This is a genomic window from Stenotrophomonas sp., assembly GCF_035634915.1.
Classification (GTDB): domain Bacteria; phylum Pseudomonadota; class Gammaproteobacteria; order Xanthomonadales; family Xanthomonadaceae; genus Stenotrophomonas.
Window position 1 is genome coordinate 206,395 of the sequence record NZ_DASQCB010000010.1, and the last position, 26,967, is coordinate 233,361.

Annotated in this window: 25 protein-coding genes and 1 tRNA gene; 16 read left to right on the forward strand and 10 right to left on the reverse strand. The window is 66.6% G+C overall.

Annotated elements, in window-relative coordinates; all coding sequences use genetic code 11:
- Positions 1–83 precede the first annotated feature (83 nt).
- A complete protein-coding gene (locus VER16_RS08725) occupies positions 84–869 on the forward strand; it encodes a hypothetical protein (RefSeq protein WP_324807239.1) in 786 nt (261 codons plus the stop codon).
- On the opposite strand, the gene VER16_RS08730 is transcribed toward VER16_RS08725, so the two are convergent.
- The 6 genes from VER16_RS08730 to VER16_RS08755 form a co-directional block, all read right to left on the reverse strand.
- Positions 866–1,918 carry a linear amide C-N hydrolase gene (locus VER16_RS08730; protein ID WP_324807241.1) on the reverse strand — a complete coding sequence of 351 codons (1,053 nt, stop codon included), beginning with the start codon at positions 1,916–1,918 and terminating at the stop codon, positions 866–868. The two genes, VER16_RS08725 and VER16_RS08730, sit on opposite strands and share 4 nt — an antisense overlap.
- A 123-nt stretch (positions 1,919–2,041) precedes the next feature.
- Positions 2,042–2,470 (reverse strand): BLUF domain-containing protein, encoded by a 429-nt coding sequence (locus VER16_RS08735; protein ID WP_324807243.1) that lies wholly within the window; start codon positions 2,468–2,470, stop codon positions 2,042–2,044.
- Between the two features lie 83 nt (positions 2,471–2,553).
- Positions 2,554–3,693 carry a hybrid sensor histidine kinase/response regulator gene (locus VER16_RS08740; protein ID WP_324807245.1) on the reverse strand — a complete coding sequence of 380 codons (1,140 nt, stop codon included), beginning with the start codon at positions 3,691–3,693 and terminating at the stop codon, positions 2,554–2,556.
- Positions 3,690–4,262: a chemotaxis protein CheB gene (locus VER16_RS08745; RefSeq protein ID WP_324807247.1), complete on the reverse strand. Its 573-nt coding sequence runs from the start codon at positions 4,260–4,262 to the stop codon at positions 3,690–3,692. The genes VER16_RS08740 and VER16_RS08745 overlap by 4 nt, the downstream gene beginning before the upstream one ends.
- Positions 4,262–5,086, reverse strand: coding sequence for a CheR family methyltransferase (locus VER16_RS08750; RefSeq protein ID WP_324807249.1), 825 nt, complete (start codon positions 5,084–5,086; stop codon positions 4,262–4,264). Before VER16_RS08750 ends, VER16_RS08745 begins: the two co-directional genes overlap by 1 nt.
- A complete protein-coding gene (locus tag VER16_RS08755; RefSeq protein WP_324807251.1) occupies positions 5,083–8,181 on the reverse strand; it encodes a hybrid sensor histidine kinase/response regulator in 3,099 nt (1,032 codons plus the stop codon). The genes VER16_RS08750 and VER16_RS08755 overlap by 4 nt, the downstream gene beginning before the upstream one ends.
- Before the next feature lie 151 nt (positions 8,182–8,332).
- On the opposite strand from VER16_RS08755, the gene VER16_RS08760 reads away from it, so the two are divergent.
- Complete coding sequence (locus tag VER16_RS08760) at positions 8,333–9,490, forward strand: two-component system sensor histidine kinase NtrB (protein WP_414716035.1); 1,158 nt, start codon at positions 8,333–8,335, stop codon at positions 9,488–9,490.
- Positions 9,483–9,842, forward strand: coding sequence for a response regulator (locus VER16_RS08765; protein WP_324807255.1), 360 nt, complete (start codon positions 9,483–9,485; stop codon positions 9,840–9,842). The genes VER16_RS08760 and VER16_RS08765 overlap by 8 nt, the downstream gene beginning before the upstream one ends.
- A gap of 79 nt (positions 9,843–9,921) precedes the next feature.
- Here the strand turns inward: VER16_RS08765 and VER16_RS08770 are convergent, their stop codons facing one another.
- Both VER16_RS08770 and VER16_RS08775 read right to left on the reverse strand, forming a co-directional pair.
- Positions 9,922–10,611: a MarC family protein gene (locus tag VER16_RS08770; RefSeq protein ID WP_324807257.1), complete on the reverse strand. Its 690-nt coding sequence runs from the start codon at positions 10,609–10,611 to the stop codon at positions 9,922–9,924.
- Between the two features lie 856 nt (positions 10,612–11,467).
- A tRNA-Arg gene (locus tag VER16_RS08775) sits at positions 11,468–11,544 on the reverse strand.
- A gap of 118 nt (positions 11,545–11,662) precedes the next feature.
- On the opposite strand from VER16_RS08775, the gene VER16_RS08780 reads away from it, so the two are divergent.
- The 6 genes from VER16_RS08780 to VER16_RS08805 all read left to right on the forward strand — a co-directional run bounded on the left by VER16_RS08780 (position 11,663) and on the right by VER16_RS08805 (position 17,573).
- On the forward strand, positions 11,663–12,301 hold the full coding sequence (locus VER16_RS08780) for a phosphatase PAP2 family protein (RefSeq protein WP_324807260.1): 639 nt from the start codon (positions 11,663–11,665) through the stop codon (positions 12,299–12,301).
- Between the two features lie 82 nt (positions 12,302–12,383).
- The gene (locus VER16_RS08785) at positions 12,384–12,755 is read left to right on the forward strand and encodes a hypothetical protein (protein ID WP_324807262.1); all 372 of its coding nucleotides are present in this window, start codon (positions 12,384–12,386) and stop codon (positions 12,753–12,755) included.
- Between the two features lie 81 nt (positions 12,756–12,836).
- Positions 12,837–13,946, forward strand: coding sequence for a polysaccharide biosynthesis/export family protein (locus tag VER16_RS08790; protein ID WP_324807264.1), 1,110 nt, complete (start codon positions 12,837–12,839; stop codon positions 13,944–13,946).
- Positions 13,947–13,956: 10 nt separating this feature from the next.
- Complete coding sequence (locus VER16_RS08795; protein WP_324807379.1) at positions 13,957–14,628, forward strand: YjbF family lipoprotein; 672 nt, start codon at positions 13,957–13,959, stop codon at positions 14,626–14,628.
- A 3-nt stretch (positions 14,629–14,631) separates the two neighbouring features.
- Positions 14,632–15,384: a capsule biosynthesis GfcC family protein gene (locus VER16_RS08800; RefSeq protein WP_324807266.1), complete on the forward strand. Its 753-nt coding sequence runs from the start codon at positions 14,632–14,634 to the stop codon at positions 15,382–15,384.
- Positions 15,384–17,573, forward strand: a complete 2,190-nt coding sequence (locus VER16_RS08805) for a YjbH domain-containing protein (RefSeq protein WP_324807268.1) — start codon at positions 15,384–15,386, stop codon at positions 17,571–17,573. The genes VER16_RS08800 and VER16_RS08805 overlap by 1 nt, the downstream gene beginning before the upstream one ends.
- 66 nt (positions 17,574–17,639) lie before the next feature.
- Here VER16_RS08805 and VER16_RS08810 read toward each other — a convergent pair whose 3' ends face one another.
- Positions 17,640–18,074 (reverse strand): low molecular weight protein-tyrosine-phosphatase, encoded by a 435-nt coding sequence (locus tag VER16_RS08810; protein WP_324807270.1) that lies wholly within the window; start codon positions 18,072–18,074, stop codon positions 17,640–17,642.
- 115 nt (positions 18,075–18,189) lie between these two features.
- Positions 18,190–19,545, reverse strand: a complete 1,356-nt coding sequence (locus VER16_RS08815) for an undecaprenyl-phosphate glucose phosphotransferase (protein ID WP_324807272.1) — start codon at positions 19,543–19,545, stop codon at positions 18,190–18,192.
- A 483-nt stretch (positions 19,546–20,028) separates the two neighbouring features.
- Between VER16_RS08815 and VER16_RS08820 the strand changes: the two genes are divergently transcribed.
- From VER16_RS08820 to VER16_RS08850, 7 genes are all read left to right on the forward strand, one after another.
- The gene (locus tag VER16_RS08820) at positions 20,029–21,561 is read left to right on the forward strand and encodes an aldehyde dehydrogenase family protein (protein WP_324807274.1); all 1,533 of its coding nucleotides are present in this window, start codon (positions 20,029–20,031) and stop codon (positions 21,559–21,561) included.
- A 41-nt stretch (positions 21,562–21,602) separates the two neighbouring features.
- Positions 21,603–22,400, forward strand: a complete 798-nt coding sequence (locus tag VER16_RS08825; RefSeq protein ID WP_324807275.1) for an SDR family NAD(P)-dependent oxidoreductase — start codon at positions 21,603–21,605, stop codon at positions 22,398–22,400.
- 440 nt (positions 22,401–22,840) lie between these two features.
- Positions 22,841–23,125 carry a DUF4190 domain-containing protein gene (locus VER16_RS08830; RefSeq protein ID WP_150454371.1) on the forward strand — a complete coding sequence of 95 codons (285 nt, stop codon included), beginning with the start codon at positions 22,841–22,843 and terminating at the stop codon, positions 23,123–23,125.
- A 5-nt stretch (positions 23,126–23,130) separates the two neighbouring features.
- Entirely contained in the window at positions 23,131–23,901 is a 771-nt protein-coding gene (locus VER16_RS08835; RefSeq protein ID WP_324807279.1) for a class I SAM-dependent methyltransferase, read from the forward strand.
- Between the two features lie 8 nt (positions 23,902–23,909).
- On the forward strand, positions 23,910–24,965 hold the full coding sequence (locus VER16_RS08840; RefSeq protein WP_324807280.1) for a quinone-dependent dihydroorotate dehydrogenase: 1,056 nt from the start codon (positions 23,910–23,912) through the stop codon (positions 24,963–24,965).
- 8 nt (positions 24,966–24,973) lie between these two features.
- On the forward strand, positions 24,974–26,038 hold the full coding sequence (murB, locus tag VER16_RS08845; protein WP_324807281.1) for a UDP-N-acetylmuramate dehydrogenase: 1,065 nt from the start codon (positions 24,974–24,976) through the stop codon (positions 26,036–26,038).
- 50 nt (positions 26,039–26,088) lie between these two features.
- On the forward strand, positions 26,089–26,958 hold the full coding sequence (locus tag VER16_RS08850) for a DMT family transporter (protein WP_324807381.1): 870 nt from the start codon (positions 26,089–26,091) through the stop codon (positions 26,956–26,958).
- Positions 26,959–26,967: the final 9 nt, after the last annotated feature.

A 26,967-nucleotide genomic window follows, 5' to 3' on the forward strand; every position in this document is an offset into this window, starting at 1 on the left:
GCCAGCGGCCCGCAACGCGGTCATCAAGGTGGACGGGGCGCGTGCTACCTTCGCGGGGAGCTTTACCCCGCATGGATTGCATGATGAATGTCCGACCGCTGCTCCTCGCGCTGGCCCTTGCCAGCTCCGTCGCAACCACTCTGCACGCGCAGGACGTGCGGACGCCACCAGCGCCGGACTGCCTGGATGCGCGCAATGTGCAGCAGGTGGAACAGGACACGCCCGGCGCCATCGCTGTCGTCGACAGCACGGGTCGAGCCTTCCGCATTGAATTCACCGCCGCCTGTCCCGGCATCAACGAAGCCGACACCCTCAGGCTGGAAGCACCCCGAGGCTGGGCCTGCGGCCAGCCGGGTGAGCGGGTGGTGGTCGACGGTCGCAGCTGCGCGGTCAGCACGGTCACATCGATCGACGCCCGTAGTTTCGCCACCATCGCCCGCGAAAGCAGCCGTCAGTACGCGGCCACCCTGCCCGGTGTTACCGTCACCGCAAAGGGCCGGGGACGCCGCAGCAGCGACGCCCGGCATACTTTCCAGACCTCGTCCGCCGTCTGCTTTGCTACCCGCAATGTGCGCGGTTGGAGTGAAAGCCCGGAAGGCGTGGTGGTGGAAACCAACCCACGCCGCAATGGCGGCCACCGCTACTACCACGTGGAACTGGCCAGCAGCTGCTCGATCCTGGCCGGAGCGACCGACGTGGAATTCCAATCCGGCCTGCAGAACGGCCTGATCTGCGGCAACCCCCGCGACCGCATCGTGCTGATGCCCTCGGGCATCGAGGGGGACGGCCGCACCTACACCCCCAGCTTCGCCCGCCCAGGCTGCGACATCCTCGCGGTCTATCCGAAGGACGACAATCGCGCCCCCTAGCCGTCGGTGCCGAGGAAAGCGAACGGCCTGCTCGGCACGAACTGCGACAGCGCATCACCGGAGAACGTGTTGCGCTGATCCCGGCCGAGGTCGAGCTTCAACACCTGGCCGCCGAAATCCACCTTGTTCAGATCGACCCAGAACGTATTGGGCGTCAACGCCGACTCGAAGAAGTACAGCCGCCGCTTGTGGTCGGCCACCGTGCGCCAGCGCGTGGACGAGATGTTCGGCTCGCCCGGCGTAGTGATGCCAAACGGCACCGACACGTTGCGGATGACGCTGAACACACTGGCCAGCGCCTCCACCGGGTCCTCGGCCTTGGGAATGGCATTGATGTAGAACGAGGCACGCGCGAAGCGATCGGCCGAGCGGTTGGTGCCCGGCAGCATCACCGTGCCACCGATGCTCTTCCAGTACGCATTGAGCGCCAGCTGCTGATCGAAGATCGGCGAGTTGGTCATCACCTGGTAGCGGCGGTCATGATGGATGACCTGGCGGCCACCGATATATTCAATGATGGCGCTGTCGCCACTCGCATCGGACATCGACAGGTGCAGGGTCGCCTGGCGGTCCTCGCCCGGCACCTTGTCGGTGACGATGGCGAAAGGCTCCTTCTCCAGCGCAGCCACCGCTTCAGCCACGCTGCCGAAGTTGTCCAGGACGTACTGTGCCCACAGCGAGATCGCCAGCCCGGGCTTGTTGCCACGCTGCTGCGGATACTCCGATTCGACCAGCCACAGCAGATTGGCGACCAGCCCCTTCTCGTTCATGCCATCGGTGGTGGATACGTCGTAGCCGGTGGCCACCACGCTGCCGTAGCGCGCCGTCCATGCAGCCGATTTCGGCCCGGCCTGGCCGGTACGCGCGATGCCGCGCGGCAGGACATACAGGTTGGTGGCCACATCCACCTTCCAGTCCATGGAACGCGCGGTGATCACATCGCCGTTGTCCCCCAGGTAGACCGCCCGCGTGCAGGCCCATGCCGGCGTGACCGCCGTCGCCATCGCCAAGGCCAGTGCCACCCTGCCCTGCCACCTGATCCGCTTCATGCCGCGCTCCTTTCCCCAGGGAGCCTCGATGGGAACCCGGCAACGGTGACAGCGGGGTGAAAACCGGGTGCGTAGCGTCGAGCTTGCTCGACTACCGGCACCCGCAGTCGAGCAGGCTCGACTCTACCTGGCGCTGAGCATCGGGCGCACGAGGGCGCTCAGCAGATCGACTGCCGTGGGAGCAGCATCATCGCTCTCCACCGTGCGCGAGAAGCCTGACCAGTCGCTGCTGGCCAGCTGGCGCAGCTTCGAAGCATCGACCGGAAGCGCGCGCATCGACCAGTAGGGAAACTGGCGCTGACCGAGATGGCTGCGCGCCAGCTCGACGATGTCCACATGGCTGCCTGCCTGCAGGATGCGCTCGTACACCGAGTCGAGCCCGTCGGGTGGGCCCTCGATGTACTGCAGGAAACGCTGCCCGTCATGCAACAGCACCCCGGTTACCCCGGCCAGCCTGTTGAAACGGGCAGCATCCTCGACCACCGTCTGCAGGCGTGCGACGGAAAGCTCCGGCGAAGCCTGGCTGACGTAGGCGATGGCGCGCAATGGCATGGGGCATCCTTGTCAACGTGAGGCGCCACGTTAACAGGTGCGGACGAGCACGTCTCAGTCCGTGTCAGCGCTTTCTGAAGAATTCAGAAAGCGCCCATCGCACGTGCGTCGACGCGACGCGGCAGCACGGCTTCGAAGACCACCTGGCCCGCCTCATTGCGTGCAGTCAGGCTGCCTCCGTGCGCGGCAACGAACTGATCGACGATGTACAGGCCGAGGCCAAGGCCCTTGCTCTGGTGGAAGCTCGCCTTGAACGGTTCGAACAAGCGCGGCAGCAGCGCGTCCTCGATATGACCGGTGTTGCGCACGCGCAGGGTCACTGCGCGCGCATCGCTGCCATCTACAGCGACCTGCACCATGTCCTTGCCACCGTGGGTCAGTGCATTGCCAACCAGGTTGGCAACGACCTGGCCCAGACGATCCATGTCACCGTGCAACATCGCGTCGCCGCGTGCATCAAAGGTGATACGGCTGCCACCATGCGCGCTTCCCGCCTCGGCAATCACCGCGCGGGCCAGCTCCTCCAGGTCGCAGTTGCTGGCGTCCAGGCGCAGGCCGCCACTGCGGATGCGTGAGAAATCCAGCAGCTGCTCGACCATGCGCGCCATGCGCACGGTGCTCGCCTCCAGGTGCTGCAGGGTCTGCTGCGCGCTGGCGTTGCCCGGCGGCAGCTCCAGCGACAGCTTGTCGGCGCACAGCAGGATCGCCGACAGCGGCGTGCGCAGATCGTGGGTCAGCACGGCCGCCATCGTCTCGTTCAACTTCAGCGCACGCTCCAGCGCATCGTTACGCCACTTCAGCAGCTGCCGCTGCTGGTACAGCTCGATGAAGACATTGACCTTGCTGAGGATCACCTGCGGTGCCACCGGCTTGTGCAGGAAATCGACCGCACCACTTTCGTAGCCCTTGAACGCACGCACCGGGTCATCCGGCGACGCGGTCAGGAAGATGATCGGCACATCGCGGCTGCGCTGCGAGCCACGCATCAGCTCGGCCAGGGTGAAGCCATCGATCTCCGGCATGTGCACGTCCAGCAGCGCCAGCGCCACTTCATGCTCCAGCAGTAGTTCCAGCGCCTGCGCGCCCGAGCCGGCCAGCAGCAGGTTGACGCCTTCGCGGCGCAGCAGCGCCTGCATGGCTACCAGGTTCTGCGGCACGTCATCGACGATCAGCAGGTTGACCGGGGTCTGCGACTGCGCAGGGTCCGGTGGCAGCAGGTTCATGCGAACAACTCCTTCAAGCGACGGCACATCAGATCAAGAGGCAGGACGGCATCAGCGCCGGCATGCTGCAGGGCGGAGGCCGGCATCATCGATGCCTCGGCCTCTTCGGGGCATTGCAACCAGGCGCGGCCACCGGCGGATCGCACCGCGGCCACGCCTTCACTGCCATCGCTGCTGGCACCGGTCAGCAGCACCGCCAGCAGCTGCGGCCCGAACACGGCCGCGGCGGATTCAAACAACGGGTCGATGGCCGGTCGCGAAAACAGCACCGGCTCGTCCATCGACAGCGCGATGGTCTGTGCGTCCTCCACCAACAGGTGGTAATCGGGCGCAGCGAAAGTCACCGTGGCCGCCTGCAGCGGCTGCTTGTCCTCGGCCTCGCGCAGCGCCAGCGCGCAGTAAGGCGCCAGCACTTCAGCGATGCGGCTGCTGCGGTCCCGCGGCAGGTGCAGCACCACCAGCACCGGCACTGGCAGGCCTGCAGGCAGTGCACCCAGCAGCGCCTGCAGTGCAGCCACGCCGCCGGCCGAGGCACCGACCACCAGCAGCTGCGGGCGCACTGCGCCCATCAGACCACCTTCCGGTACACGCGGTGTTCGCGTGAGCAGGCTTCAAACGCATCATGGTGGCGGCCGAACTGCAGCGATTCCTTGCTGCCCAGGCCAAGGAAACCACGATGCACCAGCGCTTCGCGGAACAGGCCGACGGCACGGTCCTGCAGATCACGATTGAAGTAGATCAGCACGTTGCGGCATGACACCAGGTGCACTTCGGAAAACACCGTGTCAGTGGCCAGGCTGTGGTCGGCAAACACCACGTTGCGGCGCAGCTGGCGATCGAACACCGCACCGTCGTAGGCGGTGGCGTAGTAATCGGACAGCGAGCCGGTACCACCGGCGGCCAGGTAGTTGCGACTGAACTGCGCCAGGCGGTCGATGCTGTAGGCACCGGCCTCCGCACTGGCCAGCGCGGTCGGGTTGATGTCGGTGGCGTAGACGATGCTGCGCTCAAGCAGGCCTTCTTCATGCAGCAGGATGGCCAGCGACCACACTTCTTCACCCGTACTGCAGCCAGCCACCCACAGCTTCACCGATGGGTAGGTGCGCAGCACCGGCACCACCTGCTCGCGCAGCTGCTTGAAGTAGGCCGGGTCGCGGAACATCTCCGACACCTGCACGGTGAAGAACTGCATCGCCTGGGCGAACAGCTCCGGCTCGTGCAGCAGCCGGTGCTGCAGATCCACCAGGCGCTCGCAGTCGTAGCGCTGCATCGCCTGGCGGATGCGCCGGCGCAGCGAGGACACCGCATAGCTGCGGAAGTCATAGTGGTAGCGCTGGTACAACGCCTCCAGCAGCACCTTCAGTTCCAGGTCGAACAGCGCCTGTTCGTTCATTGCCGCGAGCACCAGACCCGGCACAGCGAGACCAGCTTGTCCACGTCGATGGGCTTGGCGATGTAGTCGTTGGCACCGGCCTGCAGGCAGCGCTCGCGGTCATCGGGCATGGCCTTGGCGGTCAGCGCGATGATCGGCAGATCCTGCAGATGGCGCTGCGCGCGGATCTCGCGCATGGCGGTCAGGCCATCCTTCTCCGGCATCATGATGTCCATCAGCACCAGGTCGACCTCGCGCTGGGCCAGGCGGTCAACCGCTTCCTGGCCGTTGCGTGCAATCTCCAGGGTCACCCCCAGCGGTTCCAGCACGCTGGACAGGGCGAAGATGTTGCGCACATCGTCCTCGGCCAGCAGCACGGTACGGCCATCGAGCACGGTATCGCGACGGCGCGCCTCCCGCAGCAGGCGCTGCTGGTCGCTGGGCAGGCTGGCCTCGACGCTGTGCAGGAACAGGGTGACCTCGTCGAGCAGGCGTTCGGGCGAGCGTGCGCCCTTGATGATGATGCTCTTGGAATAGCGGCGCAGGCGCTGCTCTTCCTCGCGGCTCAGAGCCCGGCCGGTGTAGACGATCACCGGTGGGAAGCCGACGTCATCATTGCCGGCCATGTGTTCCAGCAGGTCGTAGCCACTGCCATCGGGCAGGGACAGATCCATCACCATGCAGTCGAAGGTGACCGTGCTCAGCTGCTCGATCGCAGCGGCCAGGGTGCCCACGGCCACGATCTGCAGCTGGTCGCGGCCCAGCAGCAGCTCCAGGTTGTGGCGCAGGTCGCTGTCGTCCTCGACGATCAGCAGGCGCCGCACATCGCGCTGGCTGGTCTGCTCCAGCTGCTCGATGGCCGCGGCCAGACGTTCGCGGGTGGCCGGCTTCACCGCATAACCGATCGCACCCAGCTCGCGCGCGACCTGGCTGCGGTCCATGGCCGAAACCACGTGTACGGGTATGTGGCGGGTTTCCGGGTTGCGCTTGAGGCGTTCAAGCACGCTCAGGCCGGAGACGTCGGGCAGGCCGATGTCGAGCAGGATGCCGTTGGGGCGCAGCTCGCTGGCCAGTGCAAGCGCTTCTTCGGCAGTGGTGGCCACCACGCAGTCGAAGTCCAGCTCATGGGCCAGCGACACCAGCGCCTCGGCGAAACTGGCATCGTCTTCCACTGCCAGGATCAGGCGCCCGGCGCGCTGGCGGCGGCCGCGGTCGTCGGCAACGCTGGCGACAGCCACTGGCGCAGGAACCGCTGCTGCAGCAGGCTCGCTTGCCGCCCGCACCGCCGCCGGCGCGATGGCCGCATCGGCCACACGCGGCTCGGCCATTTCGGCGGCCGGCGCACCCTGCAGCGGCAGTTCCAGGATGAAGCAGCTGCCACGCCCCGGCTCGCTGTCGACCTGGATGTCACCGCCCATGCGTACGGCCAGGTCGCGCGAGATCGACAGGCCCAGGCCGGTGCCACCATAGCGGCGGCGGGTGCTGCCATCGGCCTGTCGGAACGCCTCGAAGATCACCTGCAGCTGGTCACGGGCGATGCCGATGCCCGAGTCGCAGACCTCAAAGCGGATGCGGCCATTGCCACCGGCACGCACGTGCAGGCTGACGTTGCCGTGCTCGGTGAACTTGAGCGCATTGGCCAGCAGGTTCTTCAGGATCTGCTGCATGCGCTGGTTGTCGGCCACCAGCTGGGTCGGTGCCAGCGCATCGGCTTCGATCTGCAGTGCCAGGCCCTTCTGCCGCGCCATCGGCTCGAACGTTTCGCGCAGGCGCTGCAGCACGCTGTCGACCACCACCACTTCGTCAGCCAGTTCGACATGGCCGGCTTCGATGCGCGACAGATCGAGAATGTCATTGATCAGCGCCAGCAGGTCGTTGTTGGACGACAGGATCGCGCGGGCGTACTTGACCTGCTCGTCGGTGAGCGTGCCATCCTTGTTGTCGGCCAGCAGCTTGGCCAGGATCAGCGAGCTGTTCAGCGGCGTGCGCAGCTCGTGCGACATGTTGGCCAGGAATTCGGACTTGTAGCGCGAGGTCGCGGCCAGTTCGTTGCTGTTGCGCACCAGCTGGCCCTGCGCCACCAGCAGCGCCTGCTTCTGCGCTTCCAGCTCGTGGGTGCGCTCCTCCAGCTGCACGTTGCTCTGTTCCAGCTCGGCCTGCTGCTGCTCCAGGTGGCCCTGCGACTGCATCAGGCTGCGGCTCTGCTCTTCCAGCTCCTCGTTGGCCACGCGCAGTTCTTCCTGCTGCGCCTGCAGTTCTTCGCCCTGCCGCTGCGATTCCTCCAGCAGCACGACCAGCTGCGCGCGCAGCAACGAGGCACGCAGCGCCATGCCGATGGTCTCGGCGCAGCGATCCAGCAACTCCACGTCCAGCGCCCGCTGGTCGATCCCCTGCGAGCGGCCCAGCTCGACCACGCCCACCATCGCTCCGTCACTGCTGATCGGCGCCAGGATGCGCTCACGAACCGGCACCTGGCCCAGGCTGGACTGCAGCTGCAGCGCCTGGGCGTCATTACCCTGCACATGGCGGATCTGCTGGTCGCGCGCGGCCTGCCCGAGCAACCCCTCCTGCAGTCCGATGGACGCAGGCAGGCCGGTCGGCAGCGACACACCGCCGGTCAACTGCAGCCGCCCGCCCTCCAGGCGGTACAACACACCCACTTCGGCCTGCAGCTGCGCAGCCAGGCTGGTCATCGCCGCATCGGCAATCTGTTCAGGCCCCAGATCCCCGCGCAGGCTCATGGCCACCGCGTTCTCGGCCTCCTGCAGCCACAACGCCCGCATCGCCTCGCGCCGCGCCGTGATTGCGCGGGAAACGATCAGCGCGATCATCAGGAAGCCAACGCCACCAATGGTGCGGTTGACGAACGAGAACGAGGAGTTGGTGCTCGCCGGGGCGATGTTGTAGCCGATGGCCAGCAACCCGCAGGCGATGACCGCCACCATGAACGGAGCCCGGGCGCTGCGCTGGAACACCGTCACCCCGATCGCCATGAAATACGTCAGCCATACCGCATAGCCCAGCGGAACGACCACTTCCATCGCAATGGTCGTTGCCAGCAGCACGGCGGCAGCCGTCCAGATCCAGCGGTCACGCGTAGTTGCACCAGGACGCATGCAAATGGGTTCCAGATCACAAAAGGTGGGTGATGGTACCCCGTGTCGCATTCAGCCGCATACGACCAATGGCACAGGCGATCCGTGCACAATTCCTTCACACTGATGTGCCTACGGTCGCATCCCTTACAGGGGTATTGCTCATTTCCACGTGGACGCAACCGCATCTACGCCCTCCGTGCTGACGGACACGTCTCGCCAATTGCGATTGCTGATCGACAGCGTGCGCGACCATGCGCTGTACCTGCTCGATCCGGAAGGCAGGGTCTGCAGCTGGAACCCTGGCGCCGAGCGGATCAAGGGCTACCGCGCCGACGAGGTCATCGGCACCCACTTCAGCCGGTTCTACCTGCCCGATGAACGCCAGGCCGGCGAGCCCGAGCGCCTGCTCCGGCTTGCCGCACAGAACGGCCATGTCTCCAGCGAAGGCTGGCGGGTGCGCCGCGATGGCGCCTCGTTCCGCGCCAGCATCGTCATCGAAGCGGTCGTTGAGAACGGCGAGCTGCTCGGCTTCGTCAAGATCACCCGTGACATCACCGAGCAGTGGCAGGCCCAGCGCCTGCTGCGCGATGCCCAGCGCGCCCTGCGCCAGACCCAGCAGTTCGAGACCGTGGGCCGCCTCAGCCGCGGCCTTTCGCACGAGTTCAACAACCTGCTGACCACCGTCGGCAACGCGCTGGACCTGCTGTCACTGCGCGTGGGCAGCGATGCACGCGCCGCCGATCTGCTGGCGACCGCCCAGGCAGCGACCGACCGCGGCGCGCTGCTGACCCGGCAGCTGCTGGCCTTCAGCACCGGCCAGACCCTGATCCGCGAGCCGCTGGACATCAACCAGCAGATCCAGCAATGGCTGCCCGGCCTGCGCAGCGCTTGCCCGCCCGGGGTGCTGGTGGAGGCCGCACTGACCCCGGGGCTGCCGCTGCTGAACAGCGACCCCGTGCAGCTGCAGACCGCCCTGGCCAATCTTGTGGCCAATGCCGCCGATGCCACCCTGGACGGCGGACGTGTGCTGGTGGCCACTGCGCTGGAGCATCGACTGGACCCCGATGCGGACAACGCCCGGCAACGCCGATATGTGACACTGAGCGTCTGCGATGAAGGCCATGGCATGGCCCCGGACATCGCGGCACGGGCCACGGAACCCTTCTTCACCACCAAGGACATCGGCAAAGGCAGCGGCCTGGGCCTGAGTCAGGTGTTCGGCTTTACTACCCAGAGCGGCGGCTTCGTCGATGTGTCCACCACGCCCGGTGTCGGCACCACGGTCAGCCTGCTGCTACCTGCAATGGAGGACCCTGCCCATGACTGATGACCCGATCCGCGTACTGATGGTCGAGGACCAGTCCGATCTGCGAGAGATGATCGGACTGGCGCTGCGCGATTTTGGCATCGATGTGGCGACGACGGCCGACGGCCATGAGGCCGTGGCCCTGATGCAGGGCGGCGAGCGTTTCGATGTGGTGTTCAGCGACGTCAGCATGCCCAATGGCATGTCCGGCATCGAGCTGAGCGAGCATGTCGCCCGTGACCAGCCGCACGCACGGATGATCCTGTCGTCCGGGTACGCGCGGTCACAGCTGCCGCCATTGCCCGACCAGGTTGAATTCCTGCCCAAGCCCTATCGCCTGCGCCAGCTGGTGGAGCTGCTGCAGCAGAGCTGATCCCCGGCCCTGGCCGTTGCCCTTCGTAGAGCCGAGCCTGCTCGACTGCTCCTGGTCCATCCGTCGAGCAAGCTCGACGCTACGCCGCGGCGGCAAACGTCTCGTGATTGAGGTCCACCCAGCCTGCCCACATCAGCTGGATGCCGATGCACAGCAGCACGAACGCCACCAGCTGCTGCATGACCACCGCGCCGGTCGGCCCCAGCCGTGCAACCAGCACGATCGAGTTGCGCAGGATGAGGTAGATCACCGACACCACCAGCAACGCCCCACCCACCGCAACGACCGCGCCGGACAACAGGTGCAGCGGCGTCACCGATTCAACATGGGTGCCCAGCGTAATGCAGGCTGCGATGGTGCCTGGGCCCGTGGTCAGCGGAAACGTAAGCGGGAAGAAGCTCTTGCGCTGCAGCTCGTGGTCCGCCATGGCCGAAGCCTGCTCCTCGGCCGCCGTGGGCGGATCGTCCACCCGCGCCCCCAGCATCCGCCAGCCAGCCGCCGCGACCAGCAGGCCGCCGCCGATGCGAACCACCGGCAGCGAAATGCCGAACAGTGACAGCACATAGGTGCCGACCAGCATCGCCACCACGATCACGATGAAACTGTTGAACGCGATCTGCCGCGCCAACCGCTTGGCCACCTGCCGGCGACCGCCCACGGTGGATACGAAGATCGACGCGGTGCTGAGTGGATTGATGATCGGCAGGAGGGTGACTGGCACCAGGATCAGTTCACCGGCCACCGTCGCAATCAGATCGGGCAAAGGCATGGCTGAGCTTCCACTTGGTAGAGTCGAGCTTGCTCGACCATGGCCTATGTAGCGTCGAGCCGTGCTCGACTGCCCTGGCCGACGCTACCACAACGGGCGCTGCACCCTCACCAGCGCAGGAACAGCGTCACCACGAAGATGGCCAGGGCCACGCCGATGACGATCCACAGGCCTTTGCTCTGTCGCCAGGTGGGTTTACGGGTGCCGGGATTGTTCATTGCTTGCTCCATCGAAGTCACAGGAATGAAGCGAGCTTCGCGTTGCGGGCGTGCAGTGCGTGTGCATGCATGCGGCGCAGGTGTGCAGGCAGTTCAGCTTTCGTGCGCGCGGTCCACCCGCAGCCGGCTGACCCGCCAGCCCCCGTGCGACGGAAAGCGCCCGGTGTCTCCGGTCAGGCCATAGCGAAGCGCCAGCCAGCCCGCGCGGACCGCACCCACATGCCACTCCCGCACTTTCCGGTACGCATAGCGAAATCGACGCGCGTACATGAGCAGCCCCAAATGTGATGTTGGTCACGATTTGCGGACATTAGCGCGAATTCATGGGGACCGGAAGTCCACCCCGCCCCCTTACCGCTTGCGGCGGCGCCAGACCCGTTCGGCAACATGCACCAGCCCCAGCAGGCAGACGAACACCAGCACTACCTCGCCGATGGCAAGCAACAGATCCACGGGATGCTCCGGACTGGAGGGAACGCGGCCAGGCGGTTGCCGTGCGAAGGAGCGGCCGACCTGCGCTGCAGCTTTACCCTAAGGGCAATCGTGGCTGCCGTTCTGCAGGGTGATACACATTTCCGGCAATGGGATGCGGATGGATGTTGGGAAGCTGCGGGCGCGAGGACGAAGCCCTGACGACTTGGTGACCCCGGCCCGATTCGAACGGGCGACCTTCCCCTTAGGAGGGGGACGCTCTATCCAGCTGAGCTACGGGGCCATCTGCAGCAGGGAAGGATACCGCGTCTGGCTGAATGGACCAAGTCGCGCGCTGCCGCGGATGCGACCGGCCCCGCTATCCTGTGCGACCCCACCCGCTCCAGCAGCACGGCCACCACATGATGATCGCCTGGGAGAGTCTGTCCGCGATTGGCGACAGCCGCGCCCTCCTCCCCCTTGCTGCCATCCTGGCGGTGTTCCTGCCAACCGTGCACCGCCGCCTGCTCTGGCGGTGGTCGGCCGCCATCGGCGTTGTGGCCGGCATCACCCTGGTCAGCAAGATCGCGTTCATGGGCTGGGGCCTGGGTATCGAGTCGCTGGATTTCACCGGCATCTCCGGCCACGCTGCAATGTCCAGCACGATCTACCCCATCGCGCTCTGGCTGCTGGCGTGCGGCCGCAGCCATCGCCCTTGGGCATGGGCACTGGCAGGCGCCCTCCTCGCCGTTGCCATTGCCGCGTCCCGCCTTCCGCTGCGGGCGCACTCCCTGTCCGAGATCCTCATCGGCCTTGCCCTGGGGTTGACCGCGACCGCCTGCGTGCTGCGCAACGCGCAGGCGTCTGCACGTTCTGTAGCCGTGCGCGGACGCACTGCGCTGCTGGCCATTGCAGTGGCCACAGCTTTCCCCGTTCTGCTCGCAGATCTGCATACCCATGACCTAGTGAAAGCCACCGCGAAGGCGCTGTCCGGGCGCGAGCGCGCACTGGACAGACACGACCTCCGCAGCCAGCCCGCAGCGACCAGACGGCATCATTGACACCGAATGTCACAAACCTTGACAGCCACGGTTCCGCACCCGAACATACGGTTGGAATTTTCCCTGACGGAGCAGGCCTCCCATGTTCAAGAAGACGATCTCAGTTATGGCCCTGGCGGCCTTTTCCGCCTCCCCGATGATGAGCTTCGCGCAGGACGCGCAGGCAACGGCTGGCGCAGAGTCCTCCTCGGATGCAGCCGCAGCTGAAGTTGCCGGCGCGGAGGCTGCGGGCGTCTCGACCGCTGCCGTGGTTGGCACCACCGTGATTGCGGTCGCGGCGGCTGCCGTGGCCTACAGCGTCGGCGGCGACAGCACCAGCGGCAGCAATGATGGCGGCGGCGGCACCGATCCCGGCGGCCCGGGCCCGGGCGGCCCCGGCACCGGCGGCACGGGTGGCACCGGCGGTACCGGTGGCACGGGCGGCACCGGTGGTACGGGCGGCACCGGCGGCTGATCGGCGCACCGCGTACCACACAGGCCCTCGCCGGGCGCGACCCGGCGGGGGTTTTTTATGCCTGCCAGAATTTACCTTCTCATGACTATCACCACCCCTCGCCTCCTTGCTGCCGCCCTCACCGTGCTGGCCCTGTCCGGCTGCGCACTCGCGCCGGGCCAGCACCTGCGCCGCAGCGACGTGGCCGTTGACCGACACAGCGGCGACGGCCAGCTGGAAATCGTCACCATCACCCCGAAACTGATCGCACAGGAAAATGCTTCGCGCGCGCAGAAGACGCTGCCGGCAGCGCTGTTCGATTACCAGCCCGAGCCATACAAGGTCGGTGTCGGTGACATCCTGTATGTCACCGTCTGGGATCATCCGGAATTGACCGTGCCGGCCGGCCCGCAGCAGCAGGGCACCTTGGCAGGCCGCCTGGTGCAGAGCGATGGCACGCTGTTCTACCCATACATCGGCAAGGTGACGGCCTCAGGCAAGACGCCCGTGGAGATCCGCGAAGAGATCAGCCGCCGCCTGGCAAAGTACGTGGAGTCACCACAGGTTGACGTGTCTGTCCTCACCTACGGCAGCCAGCGCGTCTGGGTCACCGGCGCTGCCGAGCGCTCCTCGCCGATTGCCCTGGGCACGTCACCACTGACGCTGGCCGATGCGATCAGCCAGGCTGGACTGAACAGCGCACAGGCCGACCTGTCGGGCATCCAGCTCAGCCGCGATGGCACCACCCATACCATCAACCTGGAAACCCTGGCCCGCGAGTTCGGTGGCCGCCAGCTGTTCCTGAAGGATGGCGACTCGATCTTCGTTCCGTACCTTGATCGCAAGGAGATCTTCGTCGTCGGCGAAGTGAACCTGCCGGGCGCTTACAGCTTCCGCACCGGCGACGTCTCACTGAACCAGGCACTGGGCCGTGCACGCGGCCTGCTGCAGCAGACAGCCAATGGCAACGCCGTGTACGTCATCCGCGGCAGTACCGACCTGCTGCAGGAGCCCTCGATGGTCTACCAGCTGGAGGCGCGCTCGCCCACCGCATTCGCGGCCGGCAGCCAGTTCCATCTGCAGCCGGGCGACGTCGTGTTCGTCGGTGCTGCCGGCGTCAGCCGCTGGAACCGCTTCGTGAACCAGCTGCTGCCTTTCACCAGCATCCTGTACAACGCAGCGCGTACCGGCACCGAAGTCAGGGACAACTGACGTGACCCGCATGGATGCGGCCAGCAAGCGGTCGGCATGGCCCGCGCGCGGCGCGCTGCTGCCCGCCGTCCTCGCGGCTCTGGTGTTCACTGGCTGCACCATTGGCAGCCGGTCCACGGCGGACACGTTCCGGCTGATCACGTACCGCCCGGCGCAAGCTACAGCCGAGGGCGTAGCCAGCAACCGCTTCCCGCAGATGCAGGTGGAGACACCTGACATCGTGGCGGTGGCCGTGCTGGGCTACGTCGATGGGGGCCGCCAGCAGTGGTACGCCGGCTCGCACGCCGTGTTCGAGCTGGACCGCCACGGGCTGCTGCTGGGTGGCAGCGGCCTGGGCCAGCAATGGCACGCCCGCATTGAAGGCGCCTCGCCTTTCGACGACCTGCGCACGGTGACGACGCCGGTGACGGTGCAGCGCCGTTACGACTGGGTGCCGGCCTACCAGGTCGACGTGGCCGTGACCGGCACCCTGAGCAAGGGCGCGTTGGAAGAGGTGGATATCCTCGGCACCCGTCGCACCCTGCAACGGTTCGACGAACAACTGCAGGGCGGCCTGCGCGGTCGCAATGTCTACTGGGCCGATCCGGCCACCGGCTTCATCTGGAAGAGCCGCCAGCATCTGGCGCCCGGCCGCATCGCGGAGCTGACCCAGCTCAAACCCTATCGCCCGGCCAAGGACTGAGCCATGACGTTTCGACTTTCCGGCGCGGTCATCTTCGCCGCACTGCTTGCAGCGGGCGGCACCCAGGCCGCCCAGGTACGCATTGAAGGCGCCGCAGAAGCGAGCGGCACGCACGACATGGCCACCAATGCGCGCCTTGCCGATGCACTGCTGCTGGCCCGCCCAAGCGCTGATGCCTACCTGCTGGGCGCCAGCTTCGAACGGCCACAGGCCCTGGAGAGCCAGGTGCGCCTGCGCGCAGGCCTGCAGTACGGCACAGGCAAGCTGACCGAATCCAGCGACACCCAGGTTGCCACCCTGGGACGCACGCTGCAGGACTGGCTGGGCACGCATGCTGCTACCGGTCGTACGCCCATCGCCAGTGCCGCGCGCCTGATCCAGGTACAGCCTGTAAACAATCCGGTACTTGCTGCCGGCGACACGCTGCGCTTCCCACTGAAACCGGGCACGATCACCGTAATGGGCGCCGTCGAACAACGCTGCACCCTGCCCCACGTGCCGCAGCGCGACGCGCGCGACTATCTTCGCGACTGCCAAGCGAGCGACCTCGCCGACCGCAATGACATCTTCGTGATCCAGCCCGACGGACGGGTCCAGCAGTTGGGCATCGCCCTGTGGAACCGCGCCGATACCCAGGCCATCGCGGCCGGCGGCACGCTGTTCGTCCCCCTGCGCGCCTCACTCCTCAAGCACATCGATCCGCTGTTCAACAGCGATTTTGCCGCCTTCATCGCTACCCAGCCTGTCAGCCCGTGATGACCCAGCCCAACCCGCGTGCGCGCCTGGAGCGCCCCGCCCGTTTCGCGCTGAGCGCGCTCGCCCTTTCGCTGTCCTGCGCGCTGCACGCACAGGAGGCGCCGCCCCCGACCGCCAGTGAATGGGGTGGCATCGGCCTGCTGCAGACGCCGACCGCGCGCATGGGTGACGACGGCGACCTGAGCTTCACAGCGTCCTACAACGCCCCGTATGCACGCTACAACCTGACGATGCAGCCTCTGCCTTGGCTGGAGGCCTCATTCCGCTACATCAACGTCAACAACCTGCTGTACGGTCCCAGTGTTGCCGGTGACCAGCACTACAAGGACAAGTCGATCGACTTCAAAGTGCGACTGTGGCAGGAATCCCGCCTCCTCCCGGAGGTCGCCTTCGGCGTCCGTGATCTCGGTGGCACCGGCTTCTTCTCCAGCGAATACGTCGTGGCCAACAAGAATTTCGGCCCAATTGATGCCTCGCTCGGTTTTGCAACCGGCTACATAGGCAACCGCGGCGATTTCTCCAATCCGCTTGGTGCCATCGATGATCGCTTCAAGGATCGACGGCCGATCGCCAGCAGTGATATCACCCAGGCGGGTAAATTTGGCCTCAGCAACATGTTCAAGGGCCCGGTCGGCATCTTCGGCGGCATCACCTACCAGACGCCGATGGACGAACTGCTGCTCAAGGTCGAGTACGACGGCAACGACTACCGCCGCGAGCCACGCAACAACAACCTGCGCCAGCGCACCCCCATCAACGTGGGACTGGTCTATGTACCGAACCGTAACGTCGAACTGACCGCCGCCTGGGAACGCGGCGATGCAGCGATGTTCTCGTTGACGCTGCGCGGCAACCCGGGCAATACACCGGCGGCACCGAAACCGTTCGACCCGCCGCCGCAGCGGTTGCTGCCCGAAGCGGACGTGTCTGCTGCCCGCACGGCGGGAGCCGGCGATCGCGCCACCGCAACCGGGTCGACGGAGACTCCTGACTGGGCAGCGCTCAGCGCAGAACTGCAACGCAATGCCGGCTTCCGTGTCGAACGCATTTCCCGTCGCGGCGACGAGCTGTACATCGACGGCTACCAGCTGCGCTATCTGCATGCCGCAAAGGGCCTGGGGCGCGCGACGCGCATTCTCGCCAACGCAACCGGCGACGACTACGACTGGTTCACCCTGCGCACCACCCGCGTGGGCATGCCCATTGCCGACCTGTCGATCAACCGCGAGGCGTTCGCGGGCTACCTCGACGGTACGGTCAGCGAAGATGTCCTGCGCCGAAGCACCGAGCTGCAGGCACCGGACATGCGCGCACGCGAAACGCTGTACAAGCCCAAACGGTCCCCGTACGGCGGCGGTTTCAACATCGGTTACCGGCAGAACCTCGGCGGTCCCGATGGTTTCATCCTGTACCAGGTGGCGGCCAACTACTCAGGCAGCCTGTTCCTGCGTGACAACATCTGGCTGACCGGCACCGTCAGCGCCGACATCACCAACAACTATCACAAGTTCAAATACAACGCCCCGAGCCGCCTGCCCCGCGTGCGCACGGACATTCGTCAGTACCTGACCACGTCCGACGTCATGCTGCCAAACCTGCAGGCAAACATCGCAGGCCGACTGGCGCCAGACCTGTATGGCATCGCCTACGCGGGCTACCTGGAGTGGATGTACGCCGGCGTCGGTGGTGAACTGCTGTATCGACCCAGCGGCGAACGCTGGGCTGTCGGCGCCAACCTCAATCGGGTGCAGCAGCGCGACTACGACCAGCACTTTGGCCTGCGCGACTACCGGATCACTACCGGCCACGCCACGTTCTTCTACGCCTTCGACGCACGCGAGCGCATCGTCGGATCGCTGTCGGTTGGCCAGTACCTTGCCGGTGACAAGGGCGCCACGCTGGACCTGGCCCGCGTATTCGACAACGGCGTGACCATGGGTGCGTATGCGACCAAGACCAATGTCTCGGCACGCGACTTCGGCGAAGGCAGTTTCGACAAGGGCATCTACTTCAGCATTCCGCTTGACGGCTTCCTGCCCCGTTCCACGCGCGGCCGTGCAGCGTTCAACTGGAACCCCCTCATTCGAGACGGCGGCGCGATGCTGGGTCGCAAGTATGGCCTGTACGGCATGACCGGCGACCGTGACGAACGCTTCTTCTACGACAACCTGCGCAACGTAGGCGAATGAAAAAGGCCGGGAGCCTCACGGCTCCCGGCCTTCCATCTGCAGCACACCCTAAAGCCTTCCGGGCCTTCAGAGGTAGCGCACCCAACTCTTCACGCCCTCGTCCATCAGCGCATACACGTGCTCGAAAGCAGCGCGCTGCTGGCGGTACGGATCGGGAATCTCGCGGTCGGACTGCCACTTGCCGAGCAGGAAGGTCTTGCCCGACGCTTCAGGCGCGATCTCGATGATGCGATGAACGTGCTTGCGCTCCATCACCAGCACCAGGTCAGAAGCCGCCAGGATGCCGCGGTCGATCTGCCGCGCACGATGGCTGCTGCCATCCAGACCATGCTCGACCAGCAGTGCCTGCGCAGTGGCATCGACCCCATGGTTGACCAGAGCACCCAGACCGGCAGAGGACACCGTGATGCCCTTGCCCTGTACCGCTTCACGCAGCATCACCTCAGCGGAGGGACTGCGGCAGATGTTGCCGACACATACAACCAGAATATTCTTGAACACGGACAACGGATTCCATCAGTTCTTCAGTACGTGAAACGCAGCACCCGGCCACTACTGCGGGCCGCGCGCTTCCAGGCAGCCAGTGCCGGCGCGTCGCCGGCAGCAGCCTCGATTCCTAGTATGCCGACTTCTGCCCCAGCACCTTGAATGCGGTCATCACAATGATGCGCAGATCGAGGGTTGGGCTCCAGCGGCGGATGTAATCGATGTCGTACTGCACGCGCTTCTTCATCGAGCGCAGCTCGGGGGTCTCGCCGCGCAGCCCGTGTACCTGCGCCCAGCCGGTGATTCCGGGCTTGACGTAGTGGCGATGCATGTAGCGGTCGATCAGGCGCTCATAGTGATTGTTGTGCTGCACGGCGTGCGGCCGCGGCCCCACCACCGACATGCTGCCGCCCAGCACATTGAAGAACTGAGGCAGCTCATCCAGGCTGCTGCGGCGCAGGAACGCGCCAAAACGGGTCACGCGCGGATCATTGCGCGTGGCCTGGGTGATCTTGTCGGAGGAGCCCTCGGCATGCACCCGCATCGAACGGAACTTCAGCATCGAAAATTCCTTGCCCCCCAGGCCATGGCGGCGCTGGCGGAACAGCACCGGGCCGGGCGAACTCAGCTTCACACCAATCGCCAGCACCGCGAACACCGGCGCCAGCATGATGACCGCCAGACCGGCCACAAGGATGTCTTCCACCCGCTTGGCCAGGCGGAAATTGTGGTCCGCCAGCCCTTGGCGCACACCGATCATCGGCACGTCGCCAACCTGGTGCACGCCCGGGTTCAGGGTGCCCCAACCGGTCGTGTCCGGAATCAGCCGCACCGGCACCGGGAAACGCTCGATCTGCTTCAGCATCGCCTTCATGTCACCGGCGTCGCCCGGCGTCATCGACACCCACAGTTGATCGAACTCGCCACGATGCTGGTCCATGTAGCGCGGCAGGTCAGCCAGCGCCCCCAGGCAGCGGGGTGCATCGCCGCCACGGCGGACAGCCAGATCACCCGCGGCGGAGAAGTAGCCGATCACTTCCTTTCCCAGCTCAGGCTTGCCACGCAGCAGTCGGTGAAGTTTCAACCCTGAAGAACGCAGACCCACCAGCAGCACGCGCTCGCGGTCCAGGCCACGCGCACGCAGGCGGTGCAACTGCACCCGCAGCAGAACGCGCACGCCGACCATGCCGAGCAGGCCTGAGACATACCAGGCCAGCAGCCAGCGCGTCGGAACAGCACCTGCCATATCCACCAGCACGGCGTAGAACGAGAACAAGCCGAAGGTGCACGACCACGCCAGCAGCAGTATCCACAGATCCACCACCAGGCCACGCCCACGCCAGCCGCGGTAGACCGGGCCGATCATGAAGCAGACCATCGCGCTCAGCAGGACCGCGCCAAATACCACGCGCTGCGACGGGTCCGGCGCTGCCGAACCATAGAACGCCACATGGGAAACGATGGCCATGATGGGGATGACGACCATATCCCCCAGGCGCAGGGCCAGCTCGAGCGCGGCACGGGCCTCGACACGACGACGTGATCGGCCGGGATGGCTGGAAAGACTCTCTACAGATCCATGTAGCACACAACTTCTCCTCAGGCGGTTCCGCGGATCAGGACATGATCCCGAGCTGCGCCGGGCTTCCCAGCCCATGCGCGCATCTGAATGCGGTTTGATTGACTTCGTCAGGATTGTGTCTGAACTCCGTCACAAAAGATAGCAGAAAGCGGGCGTCAACTTGTCGCAATCGGCTCGGCAAGCGAGACATAGGTGACTGATTTTTATCAGTTGTGGCGCGTACGCCCCCCTGCGAAATCGTGACGCCCGCCGTCAAGGAATTGACGCCCCACCCCGCACTGCACCAAAGCCCCGCCACAGCCCTCTGCTACCATCGCCGGTTCAGTCCGCCGCGACCCCCACCTGCCCGCGGTGGCGCCAACAACGTAACGAAACACAGGAGTCTGCATGTCTTCCGAGCTGCTCAAGTCCCTTGGTCTGGACGCGATCAACGCTGGCACCTACCTGGGCAACGGGGAATGGTCGAGCGCTATCGGCGGTGAGCTGATCACCCCGGTCAACCCGACCACCGGCGAGCCGATCGCGCAGGTCCGCGCCACCACCGAGGCCGAGTACGAGACGGTCATCGCCCGTGCGCAGGAGGCCTACAAGACCTGGCGCACCACCCCGGCCCCGCGCCGCGGCGAAGCCGTGCGCCTGTGCGGCGAAGCGCTGCGCAGGCACAAGGACGCGCTGGGTTCGCTGGTCGCCCTGGAAATGGGCAAGAGCAAGCCCGAAGGTGACGGCGAAGTGCAGGAGATGATCGACATCGCCGATTTCGCCGTCGGCCAGAGCCGCATGCTGTATGGCTACACCATGCATTCGGAGCGCCCCGGCCACCGCATGTACGAGCAGTACCACCCGCTGGGCCTGGTCGGCATCATCTCGGCCTTCAACTTCCCGGTCGCGGTGTGGAGCTGGAATGCCTTCCTGGCCGCCATCTGCGGTGACATCTGCATCTGGAAGCCGTCCAACAAGACCCCGCTGACCGCCATCGCCTCCATGCGCATCTGCAACGACGCGCTGCGCGAAGCCGGTTTCCCGGACATCTTCTTCCTGGTCAACGACGCCGGCACCGCGCTGTCGGAAAAGCTGGTGGACGACCGCCGCGTGCCGCTGATCAGCTTCACCGGCTCGACCCAGGTCGGCCGCACGGTCAACGAGAAGGTCGCCCGCCGCCTGGGCCGCTGCCTGCTGGAGCTGGGCGGCAACAACGCCATCATCCTCGACGAGACCGCCGACCTGAAGCTGGCCGTGCCGGGCATCGTGTTTGGCGCCGTCGGCACCGCCGGCCAGCGCTGCACCACCACCCGCCGCCTGATCGTGCACCGCTCGATCTACGCCGACGTGCTGGCCACCCTGGTCAAGGCCTACAAGCAGGTGGAAGGCAAGATCGGTGATCCGACCGATGCCGCCAACCTGATGGGCCCGCTGAACAGCGACGGCGCCGTGCAGCAGTTCCTCGATGCCATCGCCCAGGCCAAGGCCGCCGGCGGCACCATCGAAACCGGCGGCACCCGCATCGATCGTGCAGGCAACTTCGTGCTGCCGGCCATTGTGTCGGGCCTGAAGAACAGCGACGCGGTGGTCCAGCACGAGACCTTCGCGCCGATCCTGTACGTCATGCCGTACGACAGCCTCGATGAAGCCATCGACATGCAGAACGGCGTGCCGCAGGGTCTGTCGTCCTCGATCTTCACCCAGAACCTGAAGACCGCCGAGAAGTTCCTCTCGGCCGCCGGCAGCGACTGCGGCATCGCCAACATCAACATCGGCACGTCCGGTGCGGAGATCGGCGGTGCCTTCGGTGGCGAGAAGGACACCGGTGGTGGCCGTGAGTCGGGCTCCGATGCATGGAAGGTCTACATGCGCCGCCAGACCAACACCATCAACTACTCGGATTCGCTGCCGCTGGCCCAGGGCATCAAGTTCGACCTGTAACGCTGTTTTGTAGTGCCGAGCCATGCTCGGCAGGACGGGCCATGAACACTGCAGGAAGTGCAGCCGAGCATGGCTCGGCTCTACCGGTGATTGACTTCAGCGGCCGCCGCGTGCTCATCGCCGGCGGCAGCAAGGGCATCGGCCGTGAACTGGCGCTGGCGTTTGCCGGCGCCGGGGCACGGGTGTCGGTCTGTGCCCGCGGCCTGCCCGGGCTGCAGGCACTGCAGGCCGACGCCGAGGCACAGGGCACGCCGCTGCATGTTGTGGCGGCCGATCTGGCCGAGATCGAGCAGATCAGCAGCTGGCTGCAGACCGCCGCCGAAGCGCTCGGTGGCATCGACGTGCTGGTGAACAACGCCACCGGCTACGGCATGGCCGATGACGAGGACGGCTGGGCGGCGAGCCTGCAGATCGACCTGATGGCGGCCGTACGTGCCTCCCGCCTGGCCCTGCCCTGGCTGCGGGCCTCGGATGCCGCCTGCATCCTCAACCTGTCCTCGATCGCCGCCCAGCAGCCCCGCCCCGGCGGTGCACCGTATGCGGCGGCCAAGGCCGCACTCTCGCACTACACCACCTCGCAGGCGCTGGCATTGGCGGCGGACCGCATCCGGGTCAACGCCATCGCACCGGGCTCGATCGAGTTTGCCGACGGCCTGTGGGACCGTCGGCGTGTGGACGATCCCGCGCTGTACCAGGCCACCCTGGCGCGGATTCCCTTCGGCCGTTTCGGCCACCCGCGCGAGATCGCCGATGCCGCGCTGTTCCTGTGCTCGCCGCTGGCGCGCTGGATCACCGGCCACGTGCTGAACGTCGATGGTGGCCAGGTGTTGATGGGCTGATGTTTCCGCCCCGGTCGCTGCCAACCTTGGTTGGCGCTTTCCGTCGACCAAGGTCGACGCCTACCAAAGCCGAAGCTGCCATTCCCCGGTAGCTGCCAACCTTGGTTGGTGCTCTCCGTCGACCAAGGTCGACGCCTACCAAAGCCGCAGCTGCGATTCCCCGGTAGCTGCCAACCTTGGTTGGCACTCTCCGTCGACCAAGGTCGACGCCCACCAAAGCCGCAGCTGCGATTCCCCGGTAGCCGCCAACCTTGGTTGGCGCCCTCCGTCGACCAAGGTCGACGCCTACCAACGCCGCAGCTGCGATTCCCCGGTAGCTGCCAACCTCGGTTGGCACTCTCCGTCGACCAAGGTCGACGCCTACCCCTGCGCCGCGCTGCCGCCCATGGGCTTGGCGGCCCGCAGGCACTATCATGTGCGCACTGCCAAGGAGGATCCCCATGAGCGTGGCACCCCGACAGACAAGCGGCCTGGCCGTCCTCAGCCTCGTGTTGGGCATTGCCAGCTGGACCGTGCTGCCCTTCGTCGCCAGCATCGTGGCCATCATCACCGGACACATGGCACGCAGCGAAATCCGCCGCCGCCCGGCCGAACTCGAAGGCGATGGCCTGGCCCTGACCGGCCTGATCCTGGGCTGGCTGAACGTGATCATGCTGGGCCTGGGCCTGCTGGTCATCGTCCTGTTCTTCGGCGGCCTGGCCTGGCTGGCCACGCTGTCGAACTGACCGCCATGAGCGCGTCGGACAGCACTGAACGCTTCAGCAGCCGGGTCGCCGACTATGTGCGCTACCGCCCGGACTACCCCAGCGCCCTGATCGACTGGCTGCACGGCCCGATGGCGGTACCGGCCACGGCGCGGGTCGCCGACATCGGTGCCGGCACCGGCATTTCCAGCCGCCAGTTCCTGGCTTCGGGCCATCCGCTGGTGGCGGTAGAGCCCAATGCGGCCATGCGCGCGGCCGCCGAGGAGTGGCTGGCACCGCAGTTTCCGCTGTTCCGCGCCGTCGATGGCCGCGCCGAGGCGACCGGGCTGGCCGATGCCAGCGTCGATCTGGTCAGCGCCGCGCAGGCCTTCCACTGGTTCGACACCGTGGCGGTGCGTGCCGAATGGAAGCGCATCCTGCACCCGGGCGGACTGGCCCTGGTCTACTGGAATTCGCGCCTGCTCGATGCCAGCCCGTTCCTGGTCGGCTACGAGCAGCTGCTGCTGGACTACGGCACCGATTACACCGCGGTGGCAGAGCGCTACCAGGACGATGCCACCATGCAGGCCTGGTTCGGCCCCGGCCTGCGCGGCATGATCGAGCTGCCCAACGTGCAGCACCTGGACTTCGACGCCCTGCGCGGGCGCCTGCTGTCTTCCTCCTACGCACCGCAGCCTGGACACGAGCGCCATGCGCCGATGCTGGCTGCGTTGCAGGACCTGTTCAACACCCATGCGGTGGATGGACAGGTCGCCTTTGAATATCGAACCCGAGCCTTCCTCGGCACGCTGGACTGAACCGACGCATGTATTCGCTTGCCCGCCCCTTCCTGTTCTCGCTCGACGCCGAGCGCGCCCACGGCCTTGGCCTGTCCGCACTGGACCTGGCCTACCGCACCGGCACCACGCCGCTGCTGGCCGCACGCATCGCGCCGATGCCGAGCACCGTGTTCGGGCTGACCTTCCCCAATCCGGTCGGCCTGGCCGCCGGCCTGGACAAGAACGGCGAGCACATCGATGCCTTGTTCGCGCTGGGTTTCGGCTTCGTCGAGATCGGCACCATCACCCCGCGCCCGCAGGATGGCAACCCGAAGCCGCGGCTGTTCCGGCTGCCGGCGCACCAGGCCATCATCAACCGCATGGGCTTCAACAATGCCGGTGTCGATGCCCTGGTGCGCAACGTCGAGCGCGCGCGCAACCGCCGTGGCCTGCTCGGCATCAACATCGGCAAGAACAAGGACACCCCCAACGAGCAGGCGGTGGATGACTACATCGCCTGCCTGGACAAGGTGTACCCACTGGCCGACTACATCACCGTCAACATTTCCTCGCCCAACACCGCCGGCCTGCGCGAACTGCAGGAAGAGACCGCGCTGCGCCAGCTGGTCAGCCAGCTGCGTGACCGCCAGGAAGCCCTGGCCGCGCAGCACGGCCGCCGTGTGCCGATGCTGGTGAAGGTGGCGCCTGACCTGAGCGAGCGCGACATTGACGCCGCCGCCCGCGTGCTGGGCGAACTGCAGGTGGACGGCGTGATCGCCACCAACACCACCATCGATCGCAGCGGCATCGCCGGCGACCCGCTGGCCAGCGAGGCCGGCGGCCTGTCCGGTGCGCCGGTGCTGGACCAGTCGACCCTGGTGCTGCGTCGCCTGCGCGCGCGCCTGCCCGAGTCGGTGCCCCTGGTGGGCGTCGGCGGCATCCTCTCCGGTGCCGACGCCGTAGCCAAGATGGCCGCCGGCGCCGCCCTGGTGCAGTGCTACAGCGGCCTGATCTACCGTGGCCCGTCGCTGGTGGCCGAATGCGTGGAGGCGATCCGTCGCCGCCGCGAAGCGCCCAGCCGTGGCGCGGTGGCGCCGCTGTGAGCGCGCCCATGGACGGCCACGACACCTCCGCCGCACCGCTGCGCTGGACCCTTACCGATAACGCACCGCTGCAGGCGCTGAACACGTTCCATGTGCGCGCCAACGCGGCGCAGCTGCTGGAACTGCACGACCCTGCCCTGTTGCCGGACGTGCTGGCCCTGCCCAGCGTGGCCAACGGCCCGCTGCTGGTACTGGGCAGCGGCAGCAACGTGCTCATTGCCGGCGATCTGCCGGGCACCGTGCTGGTGTTCGGCAACCGCGACATCAGCTTCCTTGAACACCGCGCCGACCATGCGGTCATCCGCGCCGGTGCCGGTGTGTCCTGGCATGGCCTGGTGATGTGGTCGCTGCAGGAAGGCCTGTCCGGTCTGGAAAACCTCGCCCTGATTCCCGGCACCGCCGGTGCGGCACCCATCCAGAACATCGGCGCTTACGGTGCGCAGGTGGGCGAGTTCATCCAGACCGTCGAAGCCTGGGACTGCCAGGAACAGGCCTGGGTGCGCATGGACAACGAACAGTGCGGATTCGGTTACCGCGACAGCGTGTTCAAGCAGCAGCCGGACCGCTACCTGATCACCGCCATCGAACTGAAGCTGCCCCTGCTGCACGACCTGCGCATGGACTACGCCGGCATCCGCGAGGAACTGCAGGCCCAGGGCGTGGAGCTGCCCAGCGCGGTGGACGTGGCCAATGCGGTCATCGCCATCCGCCGCCGCAAGCTGCCCGACCCGGACCTGCTCGGCAACGCCGGCAGCTTCTTCAAGAACCCGGTGCTGCCGCTGGAACAGGTTGACGTGCTGCTGCAGCACTTCCCCGAGTTGCCGGTCTTCCCGGCCGAACGCGATGACCAGCGCAAGGTCTCGGCCGCGTGGATGATCGACGCCTGCGGCTGGAAGGGTTTCCGCGAAGGCGACGCCGGCGTGGCCGCCAGCCATGCCTTGGTGCTGGTCAACCACGGCAACGCCACCGGCGCCGAACTGCTGGACCTGGCGCGGCGCATCTCCGCCTCGGTGCTGGAGAAATTCGGCGTGCCGATCGAACCGGAGCCGCGCCTGCTCGGCGCCCAGTGGTGAACGCCACGGCACGGCCCGCGCTCGCCACCCCGGCGCGGGCGGCGCTGCTGATGCTCGCCAGCACGATGGCGTTCGGCCTGATGGCCGTGGCCATCCGCTATGCGACCCGCTACGTGCCGACCCAGGAAGTGGCGTTCTTCCGCAACGCCTTCGGCCTGCTGGCCCTGTTGCCGATGCTGCTGCGCCCGGGACGCGCGCCGCTGAAGACCCAGCAGCTGCCCCGCTACTTCGTGCGCAGCGCAATCGGCCTGGGCTCGATGCTGTGCGCGTTCTGGGCGCTGGGCCACCTGCCGTTGGCGCAGGCCGTCTCGCTGTCCTATTCCACCCCGTTGTTCGTCACCATTGCCGCCGTGCTGTGGCTGGGTGAAACCGTGCGCGTGCGGCGCTGGGCAGCAGTGGTGGTGGGGTTCATCGGCGTGCTGGTCATCGTCAGGCCGGGCACGGCGGGGTTCAGCGCCGGCAGCCTGATCGCGGTGGCTGCAGCCCTGCTCAGTTCGCTGGTCGCGATCCAGATCAAGCAGCTGACCCGCGTGGACAGCGCCGACACCGTGGTGCTCTACACCTACGTGTTCTGGGTGCCGCTGTCGCTGGTGCCGGCAGTGTTCGTGTGGGTCTGGCCCACCGGCATGGCCTGGGTGTGGCTGGTAGCCACGGGCGTGATGGGTACGGTGGGCCAGCTGCTGTGGACACGCGCCCTGCGCCTGGGCGAGGTGTCGGCCCTGACGCCGATCAGTTTCCTGCAGCTGCCACTGGTGACGCTGTGTGGATGGCTGTTGTTCGATGAGAGCGTGGACCGTTGGACGTTGATCGGTGCCGGCATCATCCTGGCTGCGAACGCGTACATCGCACACCGCGAGGCCGTGCTGGCCCGGCGGGCAGCGAGCGTGGCGGCGACGGCGGCAGCCAAGCCGGCCGAGTAAGGGCTGTTC